Origin of the sequence: Acinetobacter brisouisimilis (genome assembly GCF_000368265.1) — a bacterium.
Classification (GTDB): Bacteria; Pseudomonadota; Gammaproteobacteria; order Pseudomonadales; family Moraxellaceae; genus Acinetobacter.
In genome coordinates this window covers 1766435-1780551 of record NZ_KB851219.1, presented here as the reverse complement: position 1 = coordinate 1780551, position 14117 = coordinate 1766435, and the positions used below count along the sequence as shown (strand labels likewise).

14 protein-coding genes are annotated in these 14117 nt (G+C 43.4%); 13 read left to right on the top strand and 1 reads right to left on the bottom strand.

All coding sequences use genetic code 11. From position 1 onward, the window contains the following. The first annotated feature begins 106 nt into the window (after positions 1-106). The 13 genes from cysM to yjgA all read left to right on the top strand — a co-directional run bounded on the left by cysM (position 107) and on the right by yjgA (position 12277). Complete coding sequence (cysM, locus tag F975_RS12135; protein ID WP_004753705.1) at positions 107-1036, top strand: cysteine synthase CysM; 930 nt, start codon at positions 107-109, stop codon at positions 1034-1036. A 9-nt stretch (positions 1037-1045) separates the two neighbouring features. Then, the gene (locus F975_RS12130) at positions 1046-1864 is read left to right on the top strand and encodes a 3'-5' exonuclease (protein WP_004753704.1); all 819 of its coding nucleotides are present in this window, start codon (positions 1046-1048) and stop codon (positions 1862-1864) included. A gap of 10 nt (positions 1865-1874) precedes the next feature. Beyond that, entirely contained in the window at positions 1875-3272 is a 1398-nt protein-coding gene (gene rlmD, locus F975_RS12125; protein ID WP_004753702.1) for a 23S rRNA (uracil(1939)-C(5))-methyltransferase RlmD, read from the top strand. Positions 3273-3292: 20 nt separating this feature from the next. Continuing rightward, on the top strand, positions 3293-5593 hold the full coding sequence (locus F975_RS12120) for a RelA/SpoT family protein (protein ID WP_004753701.1): 2301 nt from the start codon (positions 3293-3295) through the stop codon (positions 5591-5593). Between the two features lie 81 nt (positions 5594-5674). Next, positions 5675-6439 carry a nucleoside triphosphate pyrophosphohydrolase gene (gene mazG / locus F975_RS12115; protein WP_034426350.1) on the top strand — a complete coding sequence of 255 codons (765 nt, stop codon included), beginning with the start codon at positions 5675-5677 and terminating at the stop codon, positions 6437-6439. 8 nt (positions 6440-6447) lie between these two features. After that, positions 6448-6801 carry a ComEA family DNA-binding protein gene (locus F975_RS12110; protein ID WP_004753697.1) on the top strand — a complete coding sequence of 118 codons (354 nt, stop codon included), beginning with the start codon at positions 6448-6450 and terminating at the stop codon, positions 6799-6801. 136 nt (positions 6802-6937) lie between these two features. Beyond that, positions 6938-8389, top strand: coding sequence for a polynucleotide adenylyltransferase PcnB (gene pcnB, locus F975_RS12105; RefSeq protein WP_004753695.1), 1452 nt, complete (start codon positions 6938-6940; stop codon positions 8387-8389). Continuing rightward, positions 8386-8916, top strand: a complete 531-nt coding sequence (folK, locus tag F975_RS12100) for a 2-amino-4-hydroxy-6-hydroxymethyldihydropteridine diphosphokinase (protein ID WP_004753692.1) — start codon at positions 8386-8388, stop codon at positions 8914-8916. The genes pcnB and folK overlap by 4 nt, the downstream gene beginning before the upstream one ends. After that, on the top strand, positions 8913-9722 hold the full coding sequence (gene panB, locus F975_RS12095; RefSeq protein ID WP_004753690.1) for a 3-methyl-2-oxobutanoate hydroxymethyltransferase: 810 nt from the start codon (positions 8913-8915) through the stop codon (positions 9720-9722). Before folK ends, panB begins: the two co-directional genes overlap by 4 nt. 2 nt (positions 9723-9724) lie before the next feature. Continuing rightward, positions 9725-10570: a pantoate--beta-alanine ligase gene (gene panC / locus F975_RS12090; RefSeq protein ID WP_004753688.1), complete on the top strand. Its 846-nt coding sequence runs from the start codon at positions 9725-9727 to the stop codon at positions 10568-10570. 32 nt (positions 10571-10602) lie between these two features. Beyond that, entirely contained in the window at positions 10603-11454 is an 852-nt protein-coding gene (gene rapZ, locus F975_RS12085) for an RNase adapter RapZ (RefSeq protein WP_004753687.1), read from the top strand. Next, positions 11451-11720: an HPr family phosphocarrier protein gene (locus F975_RS12080; RefSeq protein ID WP_004753685.1), complete on the top strand. Its 270-nt coding sequence runs from the start codon at positions 11451-11453 to the stop codon at positions 11718-11720. Before rapZ ends, F975_RS12080 begins: the two co-directional genes overlap by 4 nt. A 2-nt stretch (positions 11721-11722) precedes the next feature. Next, positions 11723-12277: a ribosome biogenesis factor YjgA gene (gene yjgA / locus F975_RS12075; RefSeq protein WP_004753683.1), complete on the top strand. Its 555-nt coding sequence runs from the start codon at positions 11723-11725 to the stop codon at positions 12275-12277. Positions 12278-12318: 41 nt separating this feature from the next. Here the strand turns inward: yjgA and F975_RS12070 are convergent, their stop codons facing one another. Beyond that, positions 12319-13962, bottom strand: coding sequence for an acyl-CoA synthetase (locus F975_RS12070; protein ID WP_004753682.1), 1644 nt, complete (start codon positions 13960-13962; stop codon positions 12319-12321). Between the last annotated feature and the right edge of the window lie 155 nt (positions 13963-14117).

Here is a 14117-nt window from a genome sequence, read left to right as displayed (position 1 = left end):
TGCCTAAGCTGTTATGGCTTTCATGATTTTCAGAAAAAATGGTGAAATGAGTGCAGTAAGGAGTATTTTTTCATACAATATGCCCACCTCGATCTAGGTACATATTATGAGTAATTACAATCCAGACTTTTTCGCAGATGAATTCTTGTTAGATCATTACGTTGGCAAAACCCCATTGGTTCGTTTACAGCGTTTAGCCTGTCATACCAACGCCACGGTACTTGCGAAACTGGAAGGTAATAATCCCGCTGGTTCAGTGAAGGATCGCCCTGCTTACAATATGATTATGCAGGCAGAAAAACGTGGGCAAATCAAAGCAGGTGATACTTTGATTGAAGCGACCAGTGGCAACACAGGCATTGCGCTTGCTATGGTTGCTGCCATGCGTGGCTATAAAATGAAGCTCATCATGCCAAATAGTATGAGCCAAGAGCGTAAAGATGCGATGCTGGCTTATGGCGCTGAGCTGATTGAAGTGACCCCGCAACAAGGTATGGAAGGCGCGCGTGACCTGGCAATGCAGATGCAGGAACATGGTGAAGGTCTGGTGTTGAACCAGTTTGGTAACCTTGATAATCCAGAAGCCCATTACCTCACGACTGGCCCTGAAATCTGGCAACAAACTGCTGGAAAAATCACGCATTTTGTCAGTGCAATGGGTACGACAGGCACGATCATGGGTGTGTCAAAATATTTAAAAGAGCAAAACCCTGATATTCAGATTGTCGGTTTACAACCTGAAGAAGGTTCAAGCATCGCAGGGATTCGCCGTTGGCCTAAAGAATATCTACCTACAATTTTTGATCCTTCACGCATTGACCGTATTATTGATATTCCACAAATTGAAGCTGAAAAAACCATGCGTCAACTGGCGCGGGTTGAAGGCATTAGTGCAGGAACATCATCAGGTGGCGCGGTGTGGGCATCATTAAAAATAGCAGCAGAACAACCTGATGCGGTCATTGTGTGCATTATCTGTGATCGTGGTGACCGTTACCTGTCTACAGGGTTGTTTTCTGTAGAAGATCAAGAATAGAGAGTTTGCATGCGCTTACCCGTTTTAGTATTCGATATTGAAACCATTACCGATTTAAATGCGGGAGCGCATTTGTATCAGTTGCATGATTTGTCGCAAGATGATCTGCAACAGGCTTTAAATAAATTGCGCCGCCAAGAGCATGGCAGTGATTTTCAGCGGATTCCATTGCATGAAATCGTGTGTATTTCAGGGTTATGGTTCGATGAAAAAGGTTTAAAGTTGTTTTCGTTTAATCGAGAGCATGATTCTGAAGCCAGTATGTTGCAGAAATTCCTGTCGATTTTTGAAAAACGCCATCCTGTTCTGGTGAGCTGGAATGGTTCGCAGTTTGATTTACCTGTGATTCTGTTTCGTACCATGTATCATGGCTTGTCGGCGCCTGCGTTGTTTGATCAAGGTGAAATCGACAGTCAAAAACGCTTTAACAATTACCAAAACCGTTATCACCATCAACATGTCGATTTGATGGATGTGATGGCGATGTTTAACGGACGTAACTTCCAGAAACTCGATGATATTGCGCAGTTGCTGGGTTTCCCTGGTAAACGTCAAGGTGCGGGTTATTTGGTGCCTGAACAAGTTCGCCAGCAGGCATGGGCAGAGTTGACCCAGTATTGTGAAGGCGATGTATTAAACACATGGCTGATTTATTTGCGCTGGATGCTACTCAAAGGGCAGTTATTGGCAGAAGATCATCGCCAGTTAGTGAACGCGACGATTCAGTATTTAGCAACCCAGCCCCAACAGCAGGAATTCTTGGCACAATGGCAGAAAACTGCCCAGCGTACGCCATTTACTTCTGATTTTTTCCCAGTTCAAGATTAGGTTTTTGTTTTTGAAACAGCACACCCAAACTCGCAGCGCTTCTTCGGAAGTCTACACTTTTCAAGTGGAATCTTTATCGCACGAGGGACGAGGGATTGCACATTATGATGTGCAGTTAGGACATCCAGCACACAAGCATGGCAAGAAAGTATTTATTCAGTTTGCTTTACCTCATGAACAGGTCAAGGCAAAAATTACCCATCAAGCCAAGCGCTTAGAAGAAGCCGATACGCTTGAATTGGTATCTGAACCTTCTGAACAGCGTATCACACCTATTTGCCCGCATTTTCAGCATTGTGGCGGCTGTAACTTACAGCACATGCATCCTGATGAGCAGATTCGTTTTAAACAACAGGTGTTGGCATCGCATTTACAGCATTTTGCAGGCATTGAACCTGAATTTTGGCTTGAACCCATTCGCTCACAGCGCAGTGACTACCGCCGTCGTGCACGGATCGGCGTGCGCTATATTCCGAAAAAGCAGCAATTGGTGATGGGTTTTCGTGAGCGCCAAAGCAATCGTTTAATTGATATACAACATTGTCCTGTACTTGATCAAAAACTCGACCAGTCTTTGCCTGAACTGAAAAAATTACTCGAAAGTCTAAAAGGCAAAGCCGATATTGGTCATATAGAATTGGCAATGGGAGATGATGAAATTGCATTATTATTACGTCATACCAAAGCTTTAATTCAACCAGATGTTCAAAAACTTCTAGATTTTGTCCAACAGAAAAATTGGCAACTGTATTTGCAACCCGAAGGTATTGACAGTATCCATCGGGTCGATGCGGCACAGCCAATGCGTTTGCATTATCGTTTAGAGGCTTTTGATGTCGATTTTTCGTTTGCGCCGTCAGATTTTACGCAAGTAAATGCGACAGTGAACGCACAAATGGTAGAATTGGCATGTGAATTGCTTAAGTTGCAGCAAGGTGAGCGTGTGCTGGATTTATTCTGTGGCTTGGGGAATTTCTCTCTACCACTGGCACGTTGTGTAGGTCAAACTGGTCAGGTGGTCGCTGTGGAAGGCAGTGAGGACATGGTTCAGCGTGGTACAGAAAACGCATTGCATAATGGGTTGATGCAGTTACGTTTTTATTCACATGATTTAACAAAAGACTTTTCACAGCAAGCTTGGGCGAAACAAGGATTTGATGCATTATTAATTGATCCTCCTCGTTCAGGGGCAGAGCAAGTGATGCATTATATTTCCAATTTTAATGCAAAACGAATTGTTTATGTCTCTTGTAATCCTGCCACGCTTGCCCGTGATGCTGGTATCCTTATACAACAGGGATATCAACTGAAAAAAGCAGGCGTCATGGATATGTTTACTCATACAGGTCATGTCGAGTCGATTACCTTGTTTGAGAAAGTAGATTTGATGAACGACGATAATGAATGACACAATAAAAGGAGATAGGTATGGTCACAGTACGTGAGCAGTTACCTGAACGACTCACTCAGTTGTCAGAAGAAACGACTGTCGAACATGCCCAACAAGCGCGAAATGATTTAGCGGACTGGCTAGAGCGCGTACGTCACCATTTGGATGGGGCGAAATTGACCCAATTGGAGCAGGTTGCAAGGCTAACTTTACAAAAAGAACTAGAAACTACGGTAAGTCACCGTAGTAATACCTTTGCCACAGGGATCGGAATGGCAAATATTTTGGCGCATTTGCATGTCGATGAAAATACGCTGATTGCTGCTGTGCTCTATCGAAGTGTGCGTGAAGGTGTGACTACACTTGATGAAGTACTACAGCGCTATGGTGAAGGTGTACTCAGTTTGGTCAAGGGTGCATTGTCCATGGGGAAACTTTCTGAGCTGATCGAAAAAAACAAACGCTTAGAAGACCACTTTAATAATAACCAGCGCGAACATTTGACAGGCATTTATAAAATGCTGATTTCGGTTACCGAAGATGTTCGTGTGGTGCTGATTAAACTTGCCGAACGAACCTACGAGCTGCGTGAGCTAAGTAAATCACCCAAAGAACGTCAGGAACGGGTAGCGCGTGAGATTTTAACCATTTACGCACCACTGGCACACCGCCTCGGGATTGCCCAGTTAAAATGGGAACTCGAAGATTTAGCCTTTCGCTTTTTAGCGCCAGATCGCTATAAAGAAATCGCCACATTGCTCAATGAAAAACGTTTAGAGCGTGAACAGTATATTCAGTTTGTCATCAATCAGCTCAAGACTGAACTGGCCAATGATGGAATTGAAGCCGAAATTACGGGTCGGGTAAAACATATTTACTCGATTTACCGCAAAATGAAGAGTAAAAACCTGAGTTTTGACCAGTTGTATGACATTCGTGCATTGCGAGTGCTGGTCAAGGATGTGCCTGAATGTTATCACGTTCTGGGAATTGTTCATCAAATTTGGCGGCATATTCCACATCAGTTTGATGACTATATTACCAATCCTAAAGCCAATGGCTACCGCTCTTTACACACCGCCGTGATTGCAGAAAATAAATCACTGGAAGTACAAATCCGTACTTTGGAAATGCATAATGAAGCCGAGCTTGGGGTTTGTTCTCACTTCAACTATAAAGAAGGTGCGAAAAATACTGATTTCTCGTTTAATCATCGTTTGCATTCATTGCGTGCGGTACTTGAGCATTATCAGGAACGCAACGAAACCAGTGCGCATCCTAAAGATGAAGATGATTTTGATAAGTTACAGGATTTTGAAGACTTTGAGAAAATCTATGTCTTTAGCCGTGATGGTGACATTAAAGAGTTGCCGCGTGGTTCGACTGTACTCGACTTTGCTTACCATGTGCATACACAGGTAGGTAACCACTGCTATGCAGCACGAGTCAATCAGCGTTATGTGCCGTTGACTTATACCCTTAAAACAGGGGAACAGGTTGAAATTCTGACCAAAAAAGACCGTGACCCAAATCGCGACTGGTTGGTTAGCTCTTTAGGGTATATTAAGACTGCACGTGCGCGTGACAAGTTACGCCACTGGTTTAGACAGCAAGACCGCAGCAAAAACTTGGAAGTGGGGCGTGAGCTGCTCACCAAAGAATTGCAGCGTTTGGCGATTCATCCGAAAAGTATTGATTTAAATGAATATTGTGGTCATTTTAATGTCAAAACGGGTGATGATCTTCTGATCGGTTTGGTCAGTGGTGACATTAGCCTGCATGCGTTGATGAATCAGGTCAATCGCCACATGAAACTGGATCAGGATGAGCCTGAACTGGTGTTAAAGCCTGCTCTGAATCCACGCGCCAGCCACACCTTGTCAGCACATGGTATATTGATTGACGGTCTGGATAATGTCGAGTTGCATATTGCCCAATGTTGTCAGCCTGTACATGGTGAGCCAATTGGCGGTTACATTACGCTGAATCGCGGTGTTAGCATTCACAAACTACAATGCTTAGACTACGTTCGTATGATTGCTCAGGAACCAGAACGTGCAGTCGATGCAGATTGGGAATTGCAACCAACCCGTGGTCAGAGCGTTCAGATTGTGATCGAAGCCTATGATCGTCGTGGTCTATTGCGTGATTTGACTCAGGTGATTTTTGCTGATCAGATTAACATTCGTCAGGTGAATACTATTTCCGAAGCGGATGGTATTGCCAATATGAAGTTGTTGATTGAAGTAAAAGGCCTGTCGCAGTTATCTCGCTTGTTGGCACGTTTAGAGCAACAGCCAGGTATTATTAGCGCACGTCGTTTGGTACAGGGTAACTAAGATCCAGTTTATACAAAAAAGCCAACATAATTGTTGGCTTTTTTCTTGGCAAAATTTTTATTTTGAGAGGGTAACATGCCAATTGAACAGTTATTGAAGATCATGCAGCAACTACGTGAGCAATGTCCTTGGGATCGTGCACAGACGCCGCAAAGCCTGACACGTTATGTGATTGAAGAAGCTTATGAAGTGGAAGATGCAATTCGTCAGGGTTCAATTGATGAGATTCGTAATGAACTGGGCGATCTGTTGTTGCAAGTCGTGTTTCAGTCGCAAATGTATGCTGAGCAGCAGGCATTTAACTTTGATGATGTCGTACAGGCGATCATTGATAAGCTGATTCGTCGCCATCCGCATGTATTTCAGAAAGAACAATATGCCAATTTAAGCCCTGAACAAGTCTCAGAGCTTTGGCAGAAAATTAAACAACAAGAAAAACAGGGACAAACCCAGTCATATTTGAGTGATATTAAGCATGGGCCTGCCATTTCTCAGGCAGAGCAGATTCAAAAAAAGGCAGCAAAAATTGGTTTTGATTTTGCAACGACGCAAGATGCGTTAAGTAAAGTCCATGAAGAAATTGGCGAACTGGAACAAGCCATTCAGCAAAATAATCCTGATGAAATACAGGCAGAATTTGGTGATTGTTTATTTTCTTTGATTAATGTTGGCCGTAAACTAGAACTCTCGGGAGAAATCGCTTTACTCTCAACGATTCATAAATTTAGAACACGATTTGCTTTTATAGAAGATCAGGCTCGGCAACAAGATCGTTCGGTACACGACATGAGTCTTAGTGAGATGGATCAGCTGTGGGAGCAAGCAAAACAACAAACATCATCATGAGTTAAAATATGATAAAAACTTTAAGTTCATTAATTTTGAGTTTTGGCTTGGCGTGCTCGGCATGGGCAAATAACAATACACAAAGTTATGACCAGCGTTATATGCAATGGAAACAGCAGCAACAGGTACAATATCAGAGTCATACTCCGCAGACCGTGCATGGAGCGCATCAGGTGAGTCTCAACCAAGCCTCGGCAGTGGAGTTGCAGAATAAACTCACAGGTGTGGGTGCAAAGAAAGCGCAGGCAATTGTTGAATACCGCCAGAAAAATGGCAAATTCAAAAGCATTGATGAACTTAAAAATGTTAAGGGAATCGGGGATAAGCTATTTGAGAAAAACCGTGCATTTTTGCTGTTATAACTGCTGAAAAAAGCCACAGATTCAACGGCAAATTCATATTTGCCTGAATGAAGAATCAAATTGCCCTTTATTGGTCTATGCTCTATGATTAGCAACGATTGAAAATTTTAACTCCAGACGTAGGAGAAAGCGTCTTTTGCATACCTTACGCGCGTCAAAATATGGTTTATCCATCAAACAATTACCTCCTTCTATATTAGAAGTTATTGATGCTCTCACCAAAGCAGGTTATCAGGCATATATCGTCGGTGGTGGCGTTCGGGACTTGATGCTCGGGCTACATCCGAAAGATTTTGATGCGGTAACGAACGCTACACCAGCGCAAGTCAAAGAAGTGTTTGGGCGTCGTTGCCGAATTATTGGGCGACGTTTTGAGTTGGCACATGTCTATGTTGGGCGAGACCTCATAGAAGTTGCAACCTTTCGTGCACCACCGAAAAAAGCAGTTACCAGTGCACTTGGCATGATCCTACGTGATAACAATTGGGGAACCATCGAACAAGATTTTGTTCGTCGTGATTTCTCCATTAATGCGATGTACTATCAGCCACGTCAGGGTGTGATTTTAGATTTTTGCCATGCCATTGAAGATGTAAAAAGTAAAACTTTGCGCTTATTGGGTGAACCAAAGCTACGCTTTGAAGAAGATCCTGTGCGAATGTTGCGTACATTACGCTTTGCAGCCAAACTCAATTTTAGTATTGCACCTGAAATCTTGGACGTGTTTACCCCTGAAATGACGCAGTTATTACGCGACATTTCTCCGCACCGTTTATATGATGAATCGCAAAAGCTCTTTACCATGGGGCATTTGCAACGTGTTTTACCATTACTGATCGAATTTGGTTTATGGAAACAGTTGTTTGCTGAAGTCAGCACAGATGTGACAGAGTTTATTGCCTTAGCCGCAAAAAATACCGATCAGCGTATACAGATTGGCAAAACCATTAACCCGGCATTTTTCTATGCCGTGTTGCTTTGGCGCAACTTTCAGGAACGTACTGAGTTTTATCTGGCAAAAGGTGTAGTTGCAGCTGAGGCCCGCGCGCAAGCAGGTTTAGATGTACTTAAACGCCAGTCAACGCGTACCATTATTCCACGTTTTGCTGAAACTTTTATTCGTGAAGTCTGGGAAATGCAAACGCGTTTGTTGAGTCCAAAACCACAACAAATTGAAAGTTTAGCAGGGCATGCGCGTTTCCGTGCAGGCTTTGACTTTTTATTGTTGCGTGAAAAATCAGGTGATGATACTACGCAAGGTATGGGGCAGTGGTGGGAAGCCTATCAGGATATGACCACAGACCAAAAAGAAGTGGCTATTTCCCAGTACAATCGCCAACGTGCCAAGACCCGCCGTAAACCGCGTACAGAAGATGTAGAGGTTGATACTGCAATTACACCTTTGGTTGCAGAAGCAGCACCAACTCGCAGTCGCCGTTCACGTAACAAGTCCGCACAAGCGCCAGCTCATTCATCTGCAAATACAGCCGCAGGTAATGCGAATGGTGTTGATGTGAACCATCCGATTTTAAAACGCAAACGGGTACAGCGTGATTTAAGCCAAGTGATTTTTGGGCCAACACAATGACAGTAACCAGTTATATCGGTTTGGGCAGCAACTTGGGTGATTCTCTGCATATTCTGCAAGAAGCCATCGCAAAACTGCGAACTTTAGGCGATGTTCGAGTCTCGCAGTTGTACAGTACCCCGCCAATGGGGCCACAAGACCAACCCGATTATTTGAATGCAGTTGCTGAGTTGAAAACCGATTTGGCACCACTTGCATTATTGGATCAATTACAGCAATTTGAACAGAATGCTGGTCGAGTGCGTTTACGTCGCTGGGGTGAGCGTACTTTAGATTTAGATCTACTGTTATATGGTCAAGAGAAAATTCAACATGAACGCCTCACTGTACCGCATGTGGGGCTGTTATTGCGCGATTTTGTGGTGATCCCACTATTAGACTTAGATGTAGAGTTAACTGTTGATTCGCAGTCACTGAAACAGCTCGATATTGTTCAGACATCCATCTTAACCCCGATGCTGAACCGCAATTGGGCTGATGTGTCACAGCAGAATCAACCTCAGGATGAACAAGAGGACGCTGAATGATTAGTCTCCATGATTTAAGACAATTGAAAGCACAAGGTAAAAAGTTTTCTTGCTTGACTTGCTATGACGCCAGTATGGCAAAAGCAATGCAAGTTGCAGGAATTGATAGCATTTTGATTGGGGATTCCTTAGGAATGACCATTCAGGGGCACGATTCGACTTTACCTGTGACAGTTGCAGATATGGCATATCATACAGCAGCAGTGCGTCGTGCTAACCAGCACGCTTTTCTCATGACAGATTTGCCTTTTATGAGTTATGCCACACTGAATGACGCACTGCAAAACTCCAGAATGGTGATGCAGGCTGGCGCACAGATGGTCAAAATTGAAGGTGGTGCATGGCTTGCAGATACGGTCAAAAACTTAACCCGTAACGGTATTCCAGTCTGTATGCATCTGGGACTCACGCCGCAGTCAGTGCATGTCTTTGGTGGTTATAAACTACAAGCGAAAACTCGTGATGCAGCCGATCAATTGATTGAAGATTGTCGGTCTTTGGTTGAAGCAGGCGCTGCCATGTTGCTCTTAGAATGTGTGCCTGCACAGTTAGGCAAAGAAGTCACTGAACTGTTCCCTCATATTCCTGTGATTGGGATTGGTGCTGGAAAAGACACAGATGGGCAAGTGCTGGTTGTACAAGACATGTTAGGATTAACTTTTGGGAAAGTTGCCAAATTTGTGCGTAACTTTATGGCAGAGCAGTCAGGTGAACATGCTATTGTCAATGCTCTGAAAGCCTATCATCAAGCGGTGCTTGAGCAAAGTTTCCCAAATATTGAACATACTTTCCAAGTTGAGTTGTAATCATGAAAACTGAAACGACCATTCAGGGGTTAAATGCAGCGCTTAGTCCAGCACGTACTGCAAAAAAACGCATTGGATTTGTCCCAACCATGGGGAATTTGCATGAAGGGCATCTCAATTTAGTTCGCGAAGCGAAAAAATTGTGTGATGTTGTTGTGGTCAGTGTTTTTGTGAATCCAATTCAGTTTGGACCGAACGAAGATTTTGATAATTACCCACGAACTTTAGACAAAGACAGCCAGTTAGTTGCTGATGTAGGTTGCGATATTGTTTTTGCACCGAGTGTGGAGCAAATGTATGGCAAGCAGCCATTTTTAACGAACATTAGTGTCTCAGGTATTACTGCTGATTTGTGTGGTGCATCGCGCCCAGGACACTTTGATGGTGTTGCAGTTGTGGTTAGCAAGTTATTTAATATTGTTCAACCCAGCTTGGCATTTTTTGGGCAAAAAGACTTTCAGCAGTTGGCGGTTATTCGTCAGTTGGTGCAAGATTTAAGTTTCCCGATCGAAGTGATCGGTGTACCTATCACACGTGCTGCTGATGGTTTGGCGCTTAGCTCACGTAATGGTTATTTGACCCCTGAGCAACGTGCAATTGCACCAACAATTTATCAAAGTTTGAAACATGCTGAAAAGGCTTTGCTAGAGGGTGTGAGTCTGGATGCCGTTTTGGCTGAGATAAAAACACAACTTACGCAGGCAGGTTTTGTCGTTGATTATGTTGAGGCGCGTAGCCCAACGTTGCAAATGGTCACAGACTTTAAGCAAGATACTGTGATCTTTGTGGCAGCAAAATTAGGCACAACGCGTTTAATCGATAATTTGATTGTCAAATTTGTTGGATAACATTGTCTAAACGCAATGAGGAAAGCAGTGTCATGAAACGTATTTTAATTGTCACAGGTCAATCAGGTTCAGGAAAATCCTCTGCGCTACAGGTGCTCGAAGATTTGGGCTATTACTGTATTGATAATTTGCCGTTGGCACTGCTTCCCGAAATTGTCGCCAAACTGGATCATGAAAATAATCTTGAACAATTGGCGCTTGGTGTAGATGTTCGTAGTACACAAGCGGATTTTCAGGAATTTGATCACGTTTTTGAACAATTACAAAAACATGGTATGGTCGATGTGATTTATTTGACCACGCAGGATCAAGGATTGATTTCGCGTTTTAGTGCGTCACGCCGTCCTCATCCACTTGCAACACGTTATAAAACTTTGCTGGAATGTATTGCAATAGAAAAAAGCCTGTTGCTGCCAATGCAGTTTCGTGCAACAGTCAATATTGATACTACAGACAAAAGTGTGCATGATTTAAAGCATACTCTGTTGTCCAAACTTGGACAGTCAGAAGATATGGTTGTGATTTTACAATCATTTGGTTATAAACATGGCATTCCACTTGATGCTGACTATGTTTTTGATGTCAGACACTTGCCAAACCCGCATTGGGATTTAGAATTACGAAAATTCTCTGGTCTGGATACCCCGATTCAGGAATTTTTGGGGGCAAATGATCAAACCAATGCCATGTTTAGTGATATTTATCAGTTTTTAGCAAAATGGCTTCCTGCCTTTGCAGAAGGGCATAGACATTATATTACCGTCTCCATTGGATGTACGGGTGGGCAGCACCGCTCAGTTTATATGGTGGATAGACTTAGAAAAGCACTGAAGGCGAACTGGTCTATTCAAGTTTTACATAGAGAAATGAAGCATTGGTCATGATTGACACGACAGTAGATGTAATTAATAAACTTGGTTTACATGCACGTGCCTCTGGCAAATTAATTGAAGTGACCACCAAATTCCGCTCTTCGATTCAGGTAGGTAAGGGCGATAAATTGATCGATGCAAAAAACATTATGGCATTGTTAATGCTTGGTGCTGGAAAGGGAACAACATTACGCATTGTTGTAGACGGACCAGATGAAGAGAAAGCCTTAGACGAAGTTCTGGCACTTTTCGCAGCAAAATTTTATGAGGCAGATTAAACGTGGCACGACGACCGCAACCGCAACAACGCTATACCGAAGAAGATTTTGAATCTTTAGATGGTCGTGCAAGCAAAACTGAACAAAAGAAAGCTGTACAGCGCATGGCAGCTTTGGGTGAACGATTGGCCGCGCTATCCATTAAGCAAATTCAACAACTCCCTGTTGAAGAGCGTTTAATTGAAGCGCTGCTTGATGTACAAACCATTAGCTCATTTGAAGCACGCCGCCGCCAATTTCAGCGGATTGGTAAACTGCTTCGCAATGAAGATGAAAGCCTGATTTTATCGTATCTAACTCCGCAGCAAGGGGTAAAAAAACAGGTACAGTTGCAACGCTGGGTTGATCGTATGATTGAGCAAGGCGATAGTGCGATTCATGAATTTAGCAAGCAGTTCAATGCAACTGATAAACACACTTTGCGTCAGCATGTCTTGCGTATTTACCGCGACAAGCAACTTGAAGCAACGGACGAAGAGCTTGAAGTTTCACGTCAGAAGTTGTTGAACTATGTACAGCAAGTTGGACTGCTCTCTGATCAGGGTAAATCAAGATAAATAAAGCGACCTTTAAGGTCGCTTATTTTTTTGTGTTGAATTTAGCCTGTTTGCTGTTCTGCACGTTGTTTTGCCCATTCTCGCAAAATAAATTTCTGTAACTTACCTGTCGAGGTTTTTGGGATTTCGGTCATCACAATATCTTTTGGTAACTTATAACGTGCCAGATATTGTTTGCAGTGTTCAATCAGTTGCTCTGCACTGAGTTCATGACCTGTTTTGACTTCAATAAAAGCACAGGGCACTTCCTGCCAATAAGGATCGGGTTTGGCAACCACCGCCGCAGTTAAAACAGCAGGATGCTGATAGAGTACTTCCTCAATTTCAAGAGATGAAATATTTTCTCCACCTGAGATAATCAGGTCTTTAGAACGGTCCATAATTTTGGCATAGCCATCAGGCTGACAAACCGCAAGATCACCCGTGTGAAACCATCCGCCAGCAAAAGCTTCTTCGGTGGCGTGTGGGTTTTTTAGATAACCTTTCATCACAATATTGCCACGGAACATGATTTCGCCCATGGTATGCCCATCATGTGGTACGGGTTCCATAGTTTCAGGATCAATCACTTTCATGGCATCTTGTAATGGGTATGGTACACCTTGACGCGAATGCAATTGCGCTTGTTCCTGAATAGATAACTCACTCCAGCCTGCTTGTGAAGCACAAAGCGCAGAAGGGCCATAAGTTTCAGTCAGACCGTAGACATGAGTGACATTAATACCAATATTGCGCATTCCTTCAATGATCGCTGCGGGTGGTGCTGCACCTGCGACCATGACTTCTACTCGATGGTTAAACGTGATCTGTTTGTCTTTAGGGGTGTTAATCAGCATAGACAACACAATCGGTGCGCCACAGAAATAATCAACCTTATGTTGGGCAATCAGCTGAAAAACCTGTTCCGTGTCGACTTTACGCAGGCAAATATTGGTGCCCCCGTTGGCAGCCATTGTCCATGCAAAACACCAGCCATTGCAGTGAAACAATGGCAGGGTCCATAGATATTTGGCGCGTGGAATCATGCCACTGGCAATGATGTTACTGGCGGCATTAATGTATGCGCCCCGATGATGATAAACTACACCTTTGGGATTGCCTGTTGTGCCTGACGTGTAGTTAAGACTAATTGCATCCCATTCATCGTTAGGTAAATGCCATTCAAAATCGGCATCTCCCTGTGCGAGCCAAGTTTCATACTCAATAAAACCAATATCCTTTGCAGCACCATCATATTCGGCATCATGCACATCAATCACGAGGACCTGATGTTTAACCAAAGCCAATGCTTCTTGCGCCAGTGTCGAAAATTCACTATCAACCAGCAATAGTTTGCTTTCGGCATGGTCTAGCATAAATGCCAGTGTTTTGGCATCGAGGCGAGTATTGAGTGTATTGAGTACAGCGCCAGCCATGGGAACAGCAAAGTGCGCTTCAATCATTGCAGGAATATTGGGCAATAACACCGAAACTGTATCATTTTTCCCGATACCGAGCTGATTGAGCTGGTGAGCAAACTGGCGACAGCGCATATATTTTTCACGCCAAGTAATCTGCCGTGTCCCATGAATTATGGCGGCTTGATGCGGGTAAATATGAGCCGCTCGTTCCAGATAGCGTAGTGGCGATAATGCAACAAAATTTGCTGCATTTTTCGGTAACTCATCGTATGCACTGACTGCCATGTCAATTGCTCCTGTCGTGTTGTTGTTATATCGTTTTGACTATTTTGCATACACATTAGATGAATTCTGCGGTAAAAATTAGCCCTGCTTTAGTCTTAAGTGTGCTGGCTGGAGGGTTTTATTTTAGGCCTGAGGATTGATATGGTTTAAAAAAA